Raw genomic sequence first — 18,169 nt, 5'->3', positions numbered from 1 at the left:
CTCGTTATTTAAAAATTATGAGCACTGAAATGTTGAGCGAAGAAGTAAAGGCAGCTTACGACAATTTTTATACAGACAATGATGTGGCCTGGCGAATGCTGGGTGCAAAATATAAAGCCCAAAACATTGTTGAAGTTTGCCAAAGTATCCAGCCCCATAAAGTTTTAGAGGTTGGCGCAGGCGATGGAAGCATTTTACATTACCTTAACGAATGGAACTTTGGCACCGAACTTTATGCACTGGAAATTGCGCAAAGTGGGGTTGATAAGATTAAGGAACGCAAACTGAGCAGGCTTAAAGAGGCACAAACCTTTGATGGCTACAAAATTCCTTATGCGGATAATAGTTTCGACCTGATTATTTTAGCCCATGTATTGGAACATGTAGAACATGAACGGATCTTGATTAGGGAGCTCAAACGAGTGGCTAAACATATTGTAATTGAAGTGCCTAAAGATTATCGTTTTGGGGTAGACAAACGCATGAAACATTTTATGGATTATGGACACATTAACATGTACACCCCTACTTCTTTGCGTTTTTTATTAAAAAGTGAAGGTTTAGAACTAGTGGCCGACAAAGTATCGATGATTAAGCCAGAGGTGAGTTATTTCAATGAGTTTATCAATAAAAAAGCAAGTAGATCGATCAGCAAGCGGTTAAAAATTCAATTGGAATATCAGCTCAAACGTTTTTTAGGTGATGTGCTAGGACAAAATAAAAAAGAACAATTTGCCAACGCCTATACCGTTTTAACCAAAAAATCAGACCTAAACCTGCAGATCTTCTAACATGCAAAATCTTGCACCCATAGCGCTATTTGTTTACAATCGCCCTCAGCATACTGAGCGTACGTTAAAGTTTTTGCAACAGAATGAGCTGGCAGCAGACAGTAGGTTATTTATTTTTTCTGATGGAGCCAAAACAGCTGCAGACGAGGATAAAGTAAAGGAAGTACGTGAACTGATCAAAACAGTTGAAGGTTTCAAATCTATTGAAATTATAGAAAGCAAAAGCAACATGGGGCTGGCCAATTCCGTTATTGCAGGAGTTAACCGTTTAACAGCTGCTTACGGACAGGCTATCGTTTTTGAAGACGACCTGATCTCTTCTCCGTATACACTTACGTATTTCAATGAAGCCCTAAACCGTTACCGTAACGAAGAAAAAGTGATGCATATTGGGGCATATATGTATGCCTTAAAGGAAGCGCATTTGCCCGAAAGTTTTTTCTATAGAGCAGCAACCAGTTGGGGTTGGGCAACCTGGCAAAGGGCTTGGCAACATTTTGAGCCAAATATTGAAACCTTATTGGACCAGTTTGATGCCAAAAAAAAGCATGCCTTTTCTATCGAAAAAACGATGAACTTCTGGAAACAGATGCAAGATTTTAAAAATGGTAAAAACAATTCATGGGCCATCCGTTGGTATGCCTCTATCTTTTTAAAAGGAGGGCTTACTTTAAATCCTGCTCAGTCTTTAGTAAATAACATTGGGCATGATGGAAGTGGGATCCATTCTGGGATGAACGACATCTATAACGTGATCATCAATCCAAAACCAATTGGCCAATTTCCAACAGTAGTTGAAGAAAATACGCAGGCCTACCATGCCATTAAACACTTTTTAACCAATAGAAAAGGCAGTTTGTGGGCAAGAATCAAAAGGTACATCAAAGAGAAGTTTTAAACACCTTGCTCAAATCCCATCATTAAAAGACAATATCATTTAATTGGAAAGTTAGAATTACTTTTAAATTTGAGTGAGCACACCGTTTACGCTTCTCATTTAATGAAACTTATAGGATGTGCTTCATTACCTTTTAACATGAGCTGTTTATGAAAAAATTAATTGTCCTTTGCCTATTGCTTGCCAATTTTACCTATGCGCAGCAACCGATCAAACCTTATGGAGCTATTCCATCTAAAAGACAATTGGCTTGGCATGATACTGAAGTTTATGGCCTGATCCATTTCACCCCTACTACCTTTGAAAATAAAGAATGGGGCTTTGGAGATGCTGACCCTAAAACATTTAATCCTAGCAATTTTAGTGCAGAACAAATTATCAAAGCAGCAAAAGCAGGTGGTTTAAAAGGGATTATCTTAGTAGCCAAACACCATGATGGTTTTGCCTTATGGCCTACCAAAACCACTAGTTATAACATTTCTGCAAGTCCGTTTAGAGGTGGGAAAGGAGACATGGTTAAAGAAATAGAACAAGCTGCCCGTAAAAATGGGTTAAAATTTGGCGTGTACTGTTCACCCTGGGACCGCAACAACCCAAAATACGGCACCTCAGAATATCTGGCTATTTACCAAGCACAATTGAAAGAATTGTATAGCAATTATGGACAGCTTTTCATGAGCTGGCACGATGGTGCTAATGGTGGTGATGGGTATTATGGTGGTGCCAGAGAAAAGCGTTCGATAGACAACATTACTTATTACGACTGGAACAATACTTGGGCCATTACCAGAAAAATGCAGCCTATGGCTAGTATTTTTAGTGATATTGGTTGGGATGTGCGTTGGGTAGGTAATGAAAATGGTTATGCCAACGAAACCAGTTGGGCAACTTTTACACCTATGCCATCTGTAGGCCACAATGTGGCTGTACCCGGGCAAGCCGATTGGCCTTTAAACCCTAAAGGAACCAGAGATGGAAAATTCTGGATGCCTGCTGAATGTGATGTTCCACTACGTCAAGGTTGGTTCTATCATGCGCAAGAAAAACCAAAAACACCCGCCACCCTATTTGAGCTCTACCTTAAAAGCGTAGGCCGTGGTGCTGGTTTAGATTTGGGTTTAGCACCTGATACCCGTGGTCAATTGCATGAAGATGATGTAGCCGCACTACAAACCTTTGGCAACATGGTTAAACATACCTTTGCTACCAACCTAGCCAAAGGAGCACAGATCAAGGCTAGTAATACCCGTGGCAAAAACTATGGTGCTACCACCCTGCTAGATGGCAATAAACAAACTTATTGGGCCACAGCAGACAATGTTCATCAAGCCACCTTAGAGATTAATCTCAACACCCCAAAAACCTTCGACATCATTAGCCTGCAAGAGTATATTCCTTTAGGCCAAAGAATTGAAGGTTATACTATTGAGATTATGGAAAATAACACTTGGAAAAAGGTATACGATGGGACAAGTATTGGCGCCAAACGTTTAATTAAATTAGATCATCCAGTAACTACAAAAACGGTAAGGTTAAATATTAGCAAATCGCCAGTATGTATTACCCTGTGTGAGTTTGGTTTATATCAGTTCAAAGCTTAACCTCTATACTTTCTTGATTTTCAGGTTTTTTTGAGAAATATTTGGATGTTATTCTTTTTATTCTACATTTGTAGACGCAAGTCTAAACAAATAGAATGATACAACTTTCAAAAGCCGAAGAACAATTAATGGAAATGATCTGGAAAAACGAGACCATTTTCATGAAAGACATTATAGAAAGTTATCCAGATCCTAAACCCGCACCTACTACCATTGCAACTTTATTGAAAAGAATGCAGGACAAAAAATTTGTGGGTTATCATTTGTATGGAAATTCAAGAGCTTACTTCCCACTGGTTAAAAAAGACGATTATTTTTCAAATCATGTAAACGGAATGATCAAAAATTATTTCGACAATTCGGCCTTACAGTTTGCTTCCTTTTTTGCGGCCAACACCAATTTAACACAAGCCGAATTAGAAGACCTTAAGAAAATTGTAGAAGATCAAATTAAAAAAGGGAAACCATGATCATTTATCTAGCCAAGTTTGTACTCTGTTCGGGGTTATTTTTAGTAACCTATCTCTTACTATTAGACAAAGAAAAGGCACATCGGTTTAAAAGATTGTACTTATTGGCTAGCCTATTCTTAGCATTGCTTATTCCTTTGATCACCATTGAAAGCAAAGCAGACATTCTACCTGTCGAAACCATTCCACACTTCAATATCGAGCCTGTGGCATCAGCTTCAATTGGAGCCGCAGTTGCTCCAGTTCAAGAACAAACCAATTACATTCCTTACCTAATTTGGGCTGTTTATATTGGTATTAGTACGATACTCTTGTTCAAGTTTAGCCGTAATATTTTTATGCTTTTATCAAAAATAAAACAGAGCTCAAAAACCAACTGGAACGGTGTTACTGTAGTGCTCAGTGAAAAACCTAGTGTTCCGTATAGTTTTATCAATTGCATTTTTGTGGATAAAATGGATTATGAGCATGGGCAAATTGCCGAAGAAATCCTCCAACATGAATTGGCACACGTACAGCAAAAACACTCGCTAGATGTGATTGTAATTGAGCTTTTGCAGCTTTTCTTCTGGTTTAACCCCTTCCTTTATTTTTACCGCAAAGCCATACAGACCAACCATGAGTATTTGGCCGACGAGGCTGTCATCAATACTTCTCATGACATCTCTACCTATCAATTGGTTTTGATCCAACAGGTCTCTAAACAAAGTGGCTTAACCTTAACCAGCCAATTCAATTACTTAACCATTAAAAAAAGACTAATGATGATGAGCAAAACCAATTCGATGAAAAAACTGATTACTAAACAACTGTTGCTGCTTCCAATAATAGGCTTTGCCGTAATGATGTTCGCCACACAAACCATTGCACAAAACAAGCCAAGCCAATCTAAAATTAAACAAACTGCAACTTCAAAAGAAGGCCTCACTACAGCTGAATTAGCAGAATTCAACACCATATTGGCAAAATATAATATCCAAAAACAACCTGAACACTTTGTAACCTTTCCTAAAAAACTAGAGAAAGCTGATGATGACAGGTTATTCGTACTTTACAATAGACTGTCTGCACAACAGCTAAAAACTTTTAATGCCAAAATAGTCCATACCAAACCTCTTCAGGCTAATGTGCCTTCTTCTAAGCAATTAACTGATTGGCAAAATTCGAAAAAATATGGGGTTTGGATAGATGATAAAAGAGTAGACAATACAGAATTGGCCAAATACCAACCTAGCGATTTTAAACATTGGGACTCTTCTAACCTAACAGAAAAGGCCATTAATTATGGCAAACACTACTTTCAAGTTAATTTGATGACCAAAGCCCATTACCAAACTTATCTTGCAGAGGCCAATAAGAATAAATCTGTAAAGGTTTGTTTTTCAAAACACGATCAAGCTAAATAATTTTGTATTTATAAATAATATGTCACACTGAGCCTGTCGAAGTGCCCTAAAGTAATCAAATAGTCTTCGACAGGCTCAGACTGACAGCTGTTGAGTTGATTTTATTGTTGGTCGGCATCTGCTGGTCGGGATTTATAATCTCGACCCTTCTATTTCAATTTCAGAAAAACATTCCCAGTAGTTCTTCGGTTATTTTAGCCCCGCCTGCCTACCGCAGGCAGGCTTTCCGTTACTGCCGAAGAAGAATCGGCATACACTACAATCAGGTTTATATCACTAAGCCAGTAATTCTTAGCAAGCTGCAGCTTCAAATAGTTGTACAGACCTGCGTTAATTAAAGTAGTGCTGACTCTTCTCAAAGTGCATTCCAGTAGTTAAATGGTCTTCGACAGGCTCAGACTGACATTTGTTGAGTTGATTATATTCTTTGCTGGCCGGAAATTGTTGGTCGGGATCTATGATCTCGACCTGAGTAACTATGCTACTTCTTCTTAGCCTCCAATAAAATATAAGGAGATAACTGCTTCGAATCAAAAGCAAAAACTTTGGTAAATAATTTACCCATTAGCCACATTGTTTTTTTAAGCAAACGAACAGGTAAAGATTTTTGTTGCTCATTTTCTAACCATAAACTAAACCTGCCAAAGTAACGAGATTGAATAACTTCCAATCCTGCGGCCGCACAGATTTTCTCCAGCAAGGCTGGATCCATACAATCGATATTATGTTTATCGTAGTTTTCTTTATCAAAATTCTTTTGAAACCAACCATTTAAGGCCTTAAAGTTGGGAAGGGTAATGAACAAACTTCCTCCGGGCTTAACAAAAGCAATATGCCTGTTAATGATATCTGCAGTATCGTTAAAATGTTCAATCAGTCCGCAGCTCAACACCAAATCATATTGTTGTGCAGGGGTGTAATTGAACAAATCTGTTTCAATGATATGGATATCATCCTTTGCCAAGTTGTTGGTTTCTAGTAATTGTTCTGTAATGGGTGGATGAACAAAATAGTCTAACAGGGTAACATCCAACTTGAGGTATTTTTTTAAAAAAACGGCATAGTAGCCCGGAAAACCTCCTAGCTCTATTGCCGTTTTTACGTTGTTATTTTTTACAATATCCGCCAGTTGGCGATGAAATAAATATGTTTCTGGTATTACAACCGACAAATCTGTCTTACTTTCCCAATATTTTACCCAAAAATCTCTGTCAGTTAATAAATTACTCATTCTTACTCAAATGTATACTTGCTCAGTTCTTATATTGCTCAATTGTTAGATTGTTTTATTGTTAAATTGCTCTTGTTTAACCATAAAGCAATTTAACAATATATGGTATCGGCAATAATTTTTACTTCAGGTCTTTCAAGATTTCTGCAACAGCTCTCTGCAATTGCGGATCTCTATCTGCCAATCTATCTTCAAATGTATTTTTCACAAAGATATCAGGTTTAACCCCTTCTTTCTCTAAATCTTTTCCATCCATGGTAAAACATCCCCATGATGGTAAACGGTAAGAAGAACCATCAACCAATCCTTTTGAAGAGGTAAAGATAATCCAACGGTAAGTTTCTGTACCGATAATCTTTCCTAATTTCAATTCTTTAAAGCCCGCAGCAGTCATTTCTGCATCACTTAAAGATTGTTCATTAATTAATAACACAATTGGTTTGGCAGCTGGCCCGAAATTACTTTGTGGAGCCAGTTTACCACCACGGTATTGCCATTTTAAATAAGGTCTTTGTGATAGGAATCTCAATACATCATCGTGCACATTACCCCCAGTGTTATAACGTAGATCTAGGATAATCGCATCTTTATTGTTTTCTTGCTCTACCATATCCAACATGAAACGTTCTAGCTCACCTCCGCTCATATTTTTCATGTAGGTATAAGCAATACGGTTATTACCCCATTTATCTACATTGTCGCGATTTTTGGCAATCCATTCATCGTACAAATTGGTTTTTAAGGCTCCGGCACTTTGCGGATGTACATTAACCGTAACTGGCTTGCCATTGCGTAAAAAAGTCAGGGTCATTTCTCTATCTAACGATGGTTTGCTGAAGTAGTAATCACGGTCCATTTTTTCGTCAACCTTTATGCCGTTTACTTCTGTCAACACATCACCACTGTTAATTTTTTCTCCAGTTAACCAAGCGTTGCTCTTTGTGGCAATCCTTTCTACCTGATAAGGTTTTTCATTATTGAAGATAATTCCTGTTTCATTGGTTACATAGTTCATGTTTCTACGTTCTTCGGCACCAAAACTGTTAAAGCCCATATGCGAAGAGTTAAGTTCGCCCAACATATCATTTAACAAGATTCTTAGGTCTGTACGACTATTCACATAAGGAAGAAAAACTTCATAACGTGTTTTCATTTTTTCCCAATCTACTCCATGGAATTTTTCATCATAGAAGTTTTCATCTAAGCCCACCCAAGTTTCGTAAAACATCTGGTTAAACTCTGCATTCAGGTTTCTGTTAAATTTATAAGTATGGTCTACTTTATCCAATTTATTGGCATCGATATTATACTTGCCGATTACACCTCTGGTTAGCGTATAGAATTTAGCTCCCGCCTCCATAATACCCATGCCTCCATCGGTAACTTTTTCTGTTTTATTGGCTTCAAAAGGCTCTATAACTGTTCTATAGGTAGCTGTTGAACCACCTTCGTGGTTTGAACTGTAAAACACATAAGTTTTGTCGCCTTTGGCAAACACATCCGTAAGAAATTGGCTACCAAAAGAAGGACTAATCAATTCCATTCTGTCTAAAATTCTTTGGGTATTGATGGTAATTAACGCTGGAGCTTTTGGTGTTGGTTTAATCTCTGGTTTTTTCTTTGCCGTATCAACCTTTTTATCCGCTACGATTACTGGCTTCACCTCTTTAGGTTCTGCTGGTTTTTCATCCTTAAACAATTCGTCGAATTTCTCAGAGCGGAAAGGGGTATCGTACTTGTTCAAAGCGATACGGTACACATGTGCGTTTGGCATACCTGAAGGATATGATGGCTTGATCCGATCGCTTGTAAAATAGATATACTTGCCATCTGGCGACCAAACTGGCCCGGCTTCGGTAACCCCTGTATTGGTTAAGTTAATGGTTTTATTGTCTTTGATATCATGTACCAAAATATCTTGTTCAAAATTGCGAAAGGCCGTAAACAATACATATTGATCATTTGGAGAGAAACTAGGGCTAGAGTTTTGGATGGCCCAGAACTCGTCTCTTACAATTGTTCTACTCTCTAAAGTTTTAAGGTCTAACAACCTTAACTCGTTACGTCCACTCAAATAAACACCCAATGTTTTGGTTTTGTTTAAGGTAATATCATGGTTATTAGCTTTGTCTTTGGTCAACTGTTTTAAGGTACCTTTACCATCACCAGTAATGGTATACCAGTTTTGGTAGCCATTAAATGTTTGGTTAAAAAGAATGGTCTTGTTGTCTGCCAGCCATTTTACCTCTAAAGCCCGCTCTCCCGTATTGCTGATTTTACGGATAAATTTACCATCTGGATCACTTACAAAAATCTCTCCTCTTGCAATAAACGCAATCTTTTTACCATCAGCCGATGCATCAAAATTAGAGATGTTCGCTCTTACATCATACTCTTGTTCTTTGCTCAAGATCTGGTTTCTCGACGTGCTCACAGCTACTTTTTCTATTTTTTTGGAAGCCACGTCGTAAGTATACAATTGGTAATCCTTCTCAAAAACAATGGTACTGCCATTTGCCGATACAAAAGGACGTTTAATTGAAGTATCGAACTTGGTCAAAGCTGTTTTTTTGCCATTGTTAAAAGTATAGAGATTGTATTCTTCATTACCCTCGTCAGATACAAAGTAGATATTTCCTTTTTGATCTATGGTAGTCCAAAAATCTTTACCTATATAATCGGTATAGCGTTTATAGCTTTTAGTTTTTGGGTTATACGATTGAATATCAGGGTTAAATGCACCTTTATAATGTTTTCTATTGATAAAGTTTCTACTCTCCCAAGTGTCGTTAAAAAAGAGGTTACCATCTGGTGCCTCTGCAATATTATGGGTGGTGTTAAAGTAATTATCGAACAAACGCACAGCCGTTCCGCCATTGATTCCTACCTTATAACTACTATAGTTGTTGTATCTACTAGAAGTAAAATAGATCGTTTTAGAATCCCAACTCCAATTGTCAACCTCATCCGTTCCATCGTTAAAAGTTAACTGTCTGATGTCTCCACCTGCCAATGGCATTACATACACATCGTTGTTTCCGAACTGGTTTGAAGTAAAGGCCAGCCATTTCCCATCTGGAGAAATTTTAGGATTGATTTCATCGCCTTGCATTCCTGTAATGCGTAAGGCCACACCACCTTTTGTAGGCACTTTCCAAATGTCGCCATCATAGCTGAACACGATCGTTTGTGCATCTGGGCTTAACGATGGATAAGCGGCAAAATAGGTTTGATCTTGCGCTTTAGTTAAGGCTGGCAGCAACAATACCATTGCGGCGAGCGTTCTAAGGATGTTTTTGTTCATGAAAATTTTGTTTGTTGGCTTTAAATGTTGAAAATACACAACAATTTTATAAACCTAAACAATAAAATGTATTTTTGATTGATTTGAAAGTTGTACACTTAAATACCTACGATGGAAATGGAGGCGCTGGCAGGGCTTGCCTGCGTTTAAGTGACGCCCTAAATGCGAATGGAATAGACTCGAAGGTATTGGTCTATTACAAGTTTGGCCAAAACCCGAAAATCGACACTTTTACCAAAGGCATTTTTGCCAAAGCTATGGCTATTTTTAACATTATGGCCGAGCGTTACCTCGCCAAATTATTTGTTAAGGCTGTAAAAACCCCTTTTTCTTTGCAATGGTTTGGCAAATCGATCGTAAACCATCCTGATCTTCAATCGGCAGACTTGATCCATTTACATTGGGTTAACCATGGCTTTTTAACTCCAAAATTTCTAGCCCAACTTGATCAATTAGAGAAACCCATTGTTTGGACTTTTCACGACAGCAATGCCTTTACTGGGGGCTGCCATGTGCGTTACAGCTGTGAGCATTTTCATCAACAATGTGGCAATTGTCCGGTATTGCGCCTAAGCGGGAAAGACGATATCTCTCATAAAAACTGGTTGCGTAAGCAAAAAGCGTACTCAGAGTTGAACTTTCATGTGGTAGCACCAAGCAGATGGATGGCCGCCTCGGTTAAACAAAGTAGTTTACTGGGCGTTAGACAAACTACGGTTATTCCAAACACCATTGAAATAGACGTTTTTAAACCTTATGTTAAAGCAGAGGCTAAAAAAATATTAAAAATCCCTGCAGACCATTTTGTACTGATGAGCGGTTTTATGCCCTCTAAAAATGATAAACACAAGGGTGCCCAATACTTGATTGATGCCTTAAATGAACTGGCCGCTCGTCCAGAAATTCCAAGAGAAAAAATAGAATTGGTCATTTTTGGCAATAAGACTGAGAAAGATTTGCCAGAATTCCCTTTCAAAACCACTTGGTTAGGCACCATCAATAAGGATGAACATTTAGCCAAATGTTATGCTGCAGCTGATGCATTTATTACCCCTTCTTTAGAAGACAATTTACCCAATACCGTGATGGAAAGTTTGGCCTGTGCTACACCTGTAATCGCTTTTACAACAGGTGGTATTCCAGATATGGTGAAACATTTAGAAAATGGTTACCTGGCCAAATATCAGTCGGCAACAGACTTGGCCGATGGTATAGAATGGCTATTCCTTCACGAAAACAAAGAGGCGGTACAAAAAGAGGCCCGAAGAAGCATCTTAAACCATTTTGCACCTACAGTAATTGCCAACCAACACGAAGAATTATATCACAGTTTAATTAACGCAATGCCTCAATGACCATTAACCCGAAACTTAGCGTAATTACTGTAGTTTATAACAATGTAAAAGATATCGAGCGTACCATGCTTTCGGTATTGAACCAAACTTATACCAATATTGAATATATTGTAATTGATGGTGCTTCTAATGATGGAACTGTTGAGGTTATCCACAAATACAAAGACCGTATCGCCAAATTAATCTCGGCGCAAGACCAAGGTATTTATGATGCCATGAACAAAGGATTGGCTTTGGCTACCGGCGATTATGTATTGTTTATGAATTCTGGAGACGAGATTTATGCATTGGACACGGTAGCTGATGTTTTCTCATCAGCACCATCTGGCGATATCTATTACGGTGAAACGGAGATGTACGATGAAAATTGGAATAGCCTAGGGCAACGCAGGCACACTGCTCCTGAACATTTCGATTGGCACAGTTTTAAGTTCGGGATGAATGTAAGCCATCAGGCCATTTATATTAAACGCAGTTTAACGGTGCCTTATGACCTACACTACAAATACAGTTCTGATATTGATTGGATTTTAAAAGCAGCCAAAAAATCGTCGAATATTGTAAATACACATTTGTATGTGGCCAAATATTTGGTAGGCGGCATATCTAAGAAAAAACATTTGGCAAGTCTTAAAGAACGCTTTAAAATTTTGAGTAAATATTATGGTCTTATTCCAAATCTATTGAACCATATTTTTATTGCTTTAAACCTCATTCAATATTTCATTAGACATAGAAGAACCAACGATTAGTCTTACACTGTTAAGTTAACGTGAGTTGCGCATAAGTAAATATATAATTTACATCAATAGCTGATCTTGAAATCAATTATTCCTAGCTACTATTTGATCGTTCTGTCGCTTCGCGGACAAACTTTTTTCCTGTAGATGAAAAAAGTATGCAAAAAAATCCACGGCTGCGCCCTGTTCTATAAAAGGAAGTGCTTAGGCATAATAGTGCAATCCGAACAGGCCAAGGCCGCTTTTAGCGAAACGTTGAGGTAGTACTTTGGCTTGAGATAGTTCTAAATCTAAATTCCTTAACACAAACTCAGGTTAAGTTAACTTTATCCTCACCCCGACTTAATATTCAACCTATAGATTTGTTTAAATCACTTATCTATGATGTTGAAACAGCTAAAGCAGCATCCAATCTATTTTGGCCTTGTTGTTTTATTACTAATTTTAGGTACGCTATTTAATTTCTACTTTTCTAAAACGGAGGGGTTTGTATGGTTAAATGGTTTCCATACTGAGGCCTTAGATCAGTTTTTCAGCTTTTATACTTTATTAGGCGATGGGGTATGCTCTATCATCGTTGTCTTATGTCTATTCATACTCAAAAAGTATAGAAAAGCAAGCACCTTATTATTGGCTTTTTTGAGTTCTAGTTTAGCGGCCCAATTGTTAAAAAGACTCTTTCAATTGCCCAGACCAAAAATGTATTTTGAGGCTACTTCATTCCAATACAATCATTTTATTGAGGGCATTACCCTACACAACTCCAATTCTTTTCCATCTGGGCATACCACATCAGCCTTTGCCTTGGCTACGGTTTTGGTATTGGTTTTTAAAAAAGAAAAACTGGCTATACCCTGCCTCATTGGCGCAACATTAGTGGCCTATTCAAGGATCTACCTGGCGCAACATTTCTTGCAAGACACCATTGCTGGTGCATTGATTGGCACCATTTTCGGTATGCTGAGCTATTACTGTGTGAAACAGAAAAAAATGCACTTGCCATTTAAAAACATTTACAAAAAAGCAAAATCTGAGCAAATATTAAGTAAACATTATGGATTTAGCACAAAAAAACAGCCCCTTATTCAAGAAGAAAATCATACAGCTCTTTAAATTTGGGATAGTAGGTTTATCAGGTTTGTTGATCGATTTTTCTGTTACCTATTTTTTTAAAGAACACCTTCATTTCAATCCATATCTGGCCAATACTTTAGGCTTCTGTTTTGCTGTGGTTAACAACTATCTCATCAATAGGGCATGGACTTTTAAAAGTAAAGAACAAGCAATTATCCAACAGTTTGGAAAGTTTTTGCTCATCGCCATTATAGGCTTAGCGCTAAACACCCTTTGTATTTACTTATTGCAACAACAACTGCACCTCCCTTTCTATTTGGCAAAGTTGATTGCTATTGTTATCGTTTTTGCATGGAACTATACCATTAATGCCACCTTAACATTTAGCAAGAATTGAACTTCTGGAACAATAGAATTTGGTTTTTAATTTTAGTGGCCACCATTTTACGATTGGTGATTGCTTTTTGTTTAAATCTGGGCAATGATGAGGTTTACTACTGGACTTATGCCCAAGACCTTCAATGGAACTACTTTGACCACCCGCCTATGGTGGCTTGGTTAATTCGGCTCACTACGTTTAACCTTACGCTACACCACGAGGTATTTGTAAGGGCTGGAGCTGTGATCTCTTCTGCCATTTGTACTTTATTGATCTATAAAATGGGTACTAGCCTTTACAACCGTCGTGCGGGTTGGTATGCGGCCCTACTTTATACCTCATCATTTTATTGCAGCATCATTGCAGGAACATTTATTTTGCCCGATAGCCCTCAAATGATTTTTTGGTTATGGGCTATCTTTACGTTGATCAAGATAGCCCGATCAAACACCATCAATCCACGCAGCAAAAGGCTATGGTGTTATTTTGGCATCATTGCAGGGCTCTGTATCCTATGTAAAGTGCATGGTGTATTTTTATGGGCTGCGGTTGCCTTGTTTGCTTGTTTTGGCAATAGAAATTGGCTCAGAAACCCTTGGTTGTACATTGCAGCAATGATCAGTTTTGTAATTGCCTCTCCAATTTTGCTTTGGAACATTCAGCATCATTTCATCACCTACACTTACCATGGCAGCAGGGTCAGTTTAGTTACCGCTGGTTTAAATCCGATTGCTTTTTTTAGAGAGTTATTTGGCGAGTTTTTCTACAGTAATCCGGTTGTCTTTTTCTTAAGCTGGGCAAGCATTTGGTTGTGGTATAAAAATAAATTGCATGCCAAAAGAAAAGAATTCAGCTTGCTGATCTGTTGTAGCTTGCCATTAATTGTTGTGTTGCTGGCCTTGTCTTTATTTAGAGATACCTTACCACATTGGTCTGGCCCGGCTTACAGTTGTTTGATCTTAATTTCTGGGGTAAGGTTAGCCTTCTATCCTAAACGCAAGGCCAACCAGTTGATCATTGGCGCACTGTCTTTCTATTTGCTAGTGGTAGTTGCAGGGCTTATGGTTATTAATTTCATGCCGGGAACATTGGGTTCAACTACAGACAAATATACTACCGGAAAAGGTGATGTAACCTTAGATTTGTATGGTTGGAAAACAGCTGGCAAAGAATTTAACCAGCTTTATTTAAACGACAAAGCCAAAGGTTTAATGCCAATCAATGCGTCCATCATTATCAATAAATGGTTTCCGGCTAGCCATATAGATTTTTACTTGGCCCATTATACCCAACAAGAAACATATGGTATTGGACCGTTATTTGACCTACACCAATATTACTTTTATAACCTTAAGAAAGAAAAACCAGCTTTGGGAAGTGACGCCTATTACATTGCCCCTTCAAATACATTTAAACCAGAAGACCTAGAGGTGAATAAAACAGCTTTTGAAAAAATAGATGTTCCAACATTTATTCCGATCTATAGAAATGGCAAAATCTGCAAATATCTATTGGTTTATCGATTAAGGGGTTTTAAAGGTTAACTGTTGGTCGAGATTTAGAATGTTGGTTGGAATTTACAATCTCGACCTTTTTAATTTTTAATAGAACAAACCGCTGTCCGAATCCTTTTCAGACTCAAAGCGGTCTTATTTATTAAGGTTTCAGAAAAACATTGTCCGTAGTTCTTCGGGCATTTCAGTCCTGCTTTTCGTTGCTGCCGAAGAAAAATCGGCATACACTACAATCAGGTTTAGCTAACAAAGGCAGTGGCTCTAGGCACAGTTACAACCCCATAAAAAAAGTGCCATGAAATATATTCATGGCACTTTCCGATTACTTCAGTAATCAATTTTATAACACCGCTTTAATTTTAGCAGCGGCCTCGGCCAGTTCATCTTGCGATGGCTTTAATTTTTCTTTACTAAAATTCATGTCACTTACATTGTTCATCGGGATTAAATGAATGTGCGCATGCGGTACTTCGAGTCCAATCACAGCCACACCTACCTTCTTACATGGAAAAGCTTTTTTTACTCCAGTAGCCACTGTCTTTGCAAAAAGTGTCAATCCGGTATAAATTTCGTCATCCATGTCAAAAATATAGTCTATCTCTTTTTTGGGGATCACCAAAACATGGCCCATTACCAATGGGCTAACATCTAAAAACGCTAAAAAATCTGTAGTTTCTGCTACCACATGTGCTGGAATTTCTCCGCTTACAATTTTAGAAAATATACTCATAATTAAGTTGCAAGTTATCAGTTATGGGTTGCAGGACTATTAACTTATAACCTACAACTTATAACTTCTTTCTATCTCGAGATTTCTAGTATTTCAAATTCCATTTTACCTGCAGGCACTTGGATTTCTGTGGTATCGCCAATAGATTTACCCAATAAACCTTGCGCAATAGGAGATTTCACTGAAATTTTCCCAGTTTTTAAATCTGCTTCACTTTCTGCAACCAATTGATAAGTCATTGTTGCACCATTCTTTATATTCTTAATTTTAACAATAGATAGGGCCAACACCTTAGATAGGTCAAGCTTGCTTTCGTCAATCAGTCTTGCCGTAGATAAGGTCGCCTCCATTTTAGCAATTTTGGCTTCGTGCAAACCTTGTGCTTCTTTAGCAGCATCGTATTCTGCATTTTCCGACAAATCGCCTTTATCTCTAGCCTCTGCAATAGCTTTTGATATTGCCACTCTATCACTTGTTTTTAATCTATGTAATTCCTCTTTAAGTTTATCTAAACCTTCTTGGGTATAATAAGTTACCTCTGACATACTTAATAATTTTATAAAGTCCTCTAAAAAACAAACAAGACTACATCGGCATTTAGCCTACATAGTCTTGCTTCACTTAAAACGAAGATATAAGGCTATTCTTACAAAAGCAAATATTTTAGCACTAAATTATTTTCATCTGACCTTCATCTTCAATTGCTAACTTTAAATTTTAATTACTATAAATTTATGAAAAGACTTAACCTCATTTTAGTAGGAGCCATTGCTTTACTAAGTTGTCAACAACTTTCGGCGCAGGAACTGTACATGCCACGGAATGTGAAGGCTGCCTATCAGAAGGGTACACGTTCTCTTGATGGTAAACCGGGCAAAAACTATTGGCAAAACCATGGCAAATACAATATGGAAATTACCGTTAACCCAGATACCAAAGTAGTTAGCGGAACGGAAAGCATCGATTATTCGAACAACAGTAGAGACACTTTAAAATCGATTACCATCCGTTTTGTAAACAATTTGCATAAACCTACCTCGCCTAGAGGTGGTAGTGTAAGTGAAGATTTTTTGTCGGCTGGATTAACCATTACCACATTAAAAATTAATGGTGAGGTATACAACGTAAACACTAAAAATTGGGGTACCACAGGCGATGTCAAGTTAAAATCGCCCTTATTGCCGGGTCAAAAAGCCCTATTAAATATTGATTGGAATTATCCTTTATCAAAAGAAAGTGGCCGCGAAGGACAGATCAATCCAACCACGCTATATGTGGCCTACAGTTATCCACGGGTATCAGTTTACGATGATTACAATGGTTGGGATAAATTGCCACATACCGACAGACAAGAATTCTACAATGATTTTAACGACTATGTTTTTTCGATCAAAGCGCCTAAAAATTATGTGGTATATGCCACAGGCGATCTGTTAAACCCTGATGAAGTGTTACAGCCAGAATATGCTGCAAGATTAAAAAAATCGTATACCAGTGATGAGATTATCCATGTGGCCAATGAGCAGGAAATGAAAAGTGGTAAGGTGACATTACAAAACGATTGGAATACTTGGAAATTCTCAGTTAATAACATTGTAGATGTTTGTTTTGGCTTAAGTAGCACTTATTTATGGGATGCAAGTAGTGTGGTGGTTGACAATAAAACCAACAGAAGAGTAAGCACTCAGGCAGCTTACGATGTAACTGGAACTGATTTTATCAACTCTGTTAAATACAATAACTATGCCTTGGCTTGGTTTTCTAACAACTGGCCTGGTGTGCCTTATCCATTCTCAAAAATGACTGCTTTTCAGGGTTTTGCCGACATGGAATACCCAGGTATGGTTAACGACTCGCAAACCGGTGATCCGAAATTTGCACAATTGGTACAAGACCACGAAATAGCGCACACTTATTTCCCTTTTTACATGGGCATTAACGAAACGCGTTATGCTTTTATGGATGAGGGTTGGGCCACCACTTTAGAATATTTAATCGGCATTGCACAACATGGCAAGGAATCGGCCGATCAGTTTTACAAAAGTTTTAGGGTAAATAAATATATCAATGACAAATCTGCCGAAGAAGATCAACCGATCATTACCATGTCTACTCAATTGTCTGGTTCTGGTTACGGCAACAATTCTTATGGCAAAGCCTCTTTATCTTATCTGGCACTTAAAGATATGTTGGGCGATGACCTGTTTAAAAAAGCCCTGCACACTTACATGGACAATTGGAATGGTAAACACCCCATTCCTTGGGATTATTTCAATTCGATGAATACTGGAGCCGGCCAAAACCTAAACTGGTTTTTCCAGAATTGGTTCTTTACCAACAACTATCTAGACCTAAGAATGATTGGCATTGGAAAAGCACCAGGTTATCTTCCGGTTCGGATAGAGAATGTGGGTGGTTTTGCGATTCCTTTTGATGTAGTTGTGACCTTTAGCGATGGCACAAAACAAAAGGAACATTTTACACCCGCAATTTGGAAGAACGGTCCAAAATTTATTTCAGTTAGGATCAAAACACCTACCGGAAAGCCTATCCAATCCATTCATATTGACAATGGGATCTTTGTTGATGCTACACCAGCAGATAACTCTTGGAATTCCAAATAATTCAAATTCCCTTGGTTCGCGTCGACACGAACCAAGGGAATTCATTATACCG

General features: G+C 38.0%; 15 protein-coding genes. 11 read left to right on the top strand and 4 right to left on the bottom strand.

Annotation, left to right across the window (positions count from 1 at the left end; genetic code table 11):
- Nucleotides 1-17 precede the first annotated feature (17 nt).
- The 5 genes from AQF98_RS18710 (at nt 18) to AQF98_RS18690 (ending at nt 5,166) form a co-directional block, all read left to right on the top strand.
- Nucleotides 18-791 (top strand): class I SAM-dependent methyltransferase, encoded by a 774-nt coding sequence (locus AQF98_RS18710; protein WP_235524268.1) that lies wholly within the window; start codon nt 18-20, stop codon nt 789-791.
- Nucleotide 792: 1 nt separating this feature from the next.
- Nucleotides 793-1,689, top strand: coding sequence for a glycosyltransferase (locus AQF98_RS18705; RefSeq protein WP_055133478.1), 897 nt, complete (start codon nt 793-795; stop codon nt 1,687-1,689).
- A 149-nt stretch (nt 1,690-1,838) separates the two neighbouring features.
- A complete protein-coding gene (locus AQF98_RS18700) occupies nt 1,839-3,290 on the top strand; it encodes an alpha-L-fucosidase (RefSeq protein ID WP_055133477.1) in 1,452 nt (483 codons plus the stop codon).
- A 95-nt stretch (nt 3,291-3,385) separates the two neighbouring features.
- Nucleotides 3,386-3,760, top strand: coding sequence for a BlaI/MecI/CopY family transcriptional regulator (locus AQF98_RS18695; RefSeq protein ID WP_055133476.1), 375 nt, complete (start codon nt 3,386-3,388; stop codon nt 3,758-3,760).
- Entirely contained in the window at nt 3,757-5,166 is a 1,410-nt protein-coding gene (locus AQF98_RS18690) for a M56 family metallopeptidase (protein ID WP_055133475.1), read from the top strand. The genes AQF98_RS18695 and AQF98_RS18690 overlap by 4 nt, the downstream gene beginning before the upstream one ends.
- 481 nt (nt 5,167-5,647) lie before the next feature.
- Here AQF98_RS18690 and AQF98_RS18685 read toward each other — a convergent pair whose 3' ends face one another.
- On the bottom strand, nt 5,648-6,397 hold the full coding sequence (locus AQF98_RS18685) for a bifunctional 2-polyprenyl-6-hydroxyphenol methylase/3-demethylubiquinol 3-O-methyltransferase UbiG (protein WP_055133474.1): 750 nt from the start codon (nt 6,395-6,397) through the stop codon (nt 5,648-5,650).
- Nucleotides 6,398-6,518: 121 nt separating this feature from the next.
- The gene (locus tag AQF98_RS18680) at nt 6,519-9,701 is read right to left on the bottom strand and encodes a S41 family peptidase (protein WP_055133473.1); all 3,183 of its coding nucleotides are present in this window, start codon (nt 9,699-9,701) and stop codon (nt 6,519-6,521) included.
- 74 nt (nt 9,702-9,775) lie between these two features.
- Between AQF98_RS18680 and AQF98_RS18675 the strand changes: the two genes are divergently transcribed.
- The 5 genes from AQF98_RS18675 to AQF98_RS18655 all read left to right on the top strand — a co-directional run bounded on the left by AQF98_RS18675 (nt 9,776) and on the right by AQF98_RS18655 (nt 14,793).
- Nucleotides 9,776-11,056 (top strand): glycosyltransferase family 4 protein, encoded by a 1,281-nt coding sequence (locus tag AQF98_RS18675; RefSeq protein ID WP_082435171.1) that lies wholly within the window; start codon nt 9,776-9,778, stop codon nt 11,054-11,056.
- Nucleotides 11,053-11,808, top strand: coding sequence for a glycosyltransferase family 2 protein (locus AQF98_RS18670; RefSeq protein WP_055133472.1), 756 nt, complete (start codon nt 11,053-11,055; stop codon nt 11,806-11,808). Before AQF98_RS18675 ends, AQF98_RS18670 begins: the two co-directional genes overlap by 4 nt.
- Nucleotides 11,809-12,177: 369 nt before the next feature.
- Nucleotides 12,178-12,909 carry a phosphatase PAP2 family protein gene (locus AQF98_RS18665; RefSeq protein WP_082435170.1) on the top strand — a complete coding sequence of 244 codons (732 nt, stop codon included), beginning with the start codon at nt 12,178-12,180 and terminating at the stop codon, nt 12,907-12,909.
- Nucleotides 12,851-13,267, top strand: coding sequence for a GtrA family protein (locus AQF98_RS18660; protein WP_055133470.1), 417 nt, complete (start codon nt 12,851-12,853; stop codon nt 13,265-13,267). The genes AQF98_RS18665 and AQF98_RS18660 overlap by 59 nt, the downstream gene beginning before the upstream one ends.
- A gap of 35 nt (nt 13,268-13,302) precedes the next feature.
- A complete protein-coding gene (locus AQF98_RS18655; RefSeq protein WP_152969759.1) occupies nt 13,303-14,793 on the top strand; it encodes a glycosyltransferase family 39 protein in 1,491 nt (496 codons plus the stop codon).
- A gap of 310 nt (nt 14,794-15,103) precedes the next feature.
- Here the strand turns inward: AQF98_RS18655 and AQF98_RS18650 are convergent, their stop codons facing one another.
- Complete coding sequence (locus tag AQF98_RS18650) at nt 15,104-15,496, bottom strand: HIT family protein (protein ID WP_055133468.1); 393 nt, start codon at nt 15,494-15,496, stop codon at nt 15,104-15,106.
- Nucleotides 15,497-15,564: 68 nt separating this feature from the next.
- Complete coding sequence (gene greA, locus AQF98_RS18645; RefSeq protein WP_055133467.1) at nt 15,565-16,038, bottom strand: transcription elongation factor GreA; 474 nt, start codon at nt 16,036-16,038, stop codon at nt 15,565-15,567.
- A gap of 189 nt (nt 16,039-16,227) precedes the next feature.
- On the opposite strand from greA, the gene AQF98_RS18640 reads away from it, so the two are divergent.
- The gene (locus AQF98_RS18640; protein WP_055133466.1) at nt 16,228-18,117 is read left to right on the top strand and encodes a M1 family metallopeptidase; all 1,890 of its coding nucleotides are present in this window, start codon (nt 16,228-16,230) and stop codon (nt 18,115-18,117) included.
- Nucleotides 18,118-18,169: the final 52 nt, after the last annotated feature.

Origin of the sequence: Pedobacter sp. Hv1, from assembly GCF_001412215.1 — a bacterium.
Lineage (GTDB): Bacteria > Bacteroidota > Bacteroidia > Sphingobacteriales > Sphingobacteriaceae > Pedobacter.
This window is presented reverse-complemented; position numbering and strand designations above follow the sequence as displayed.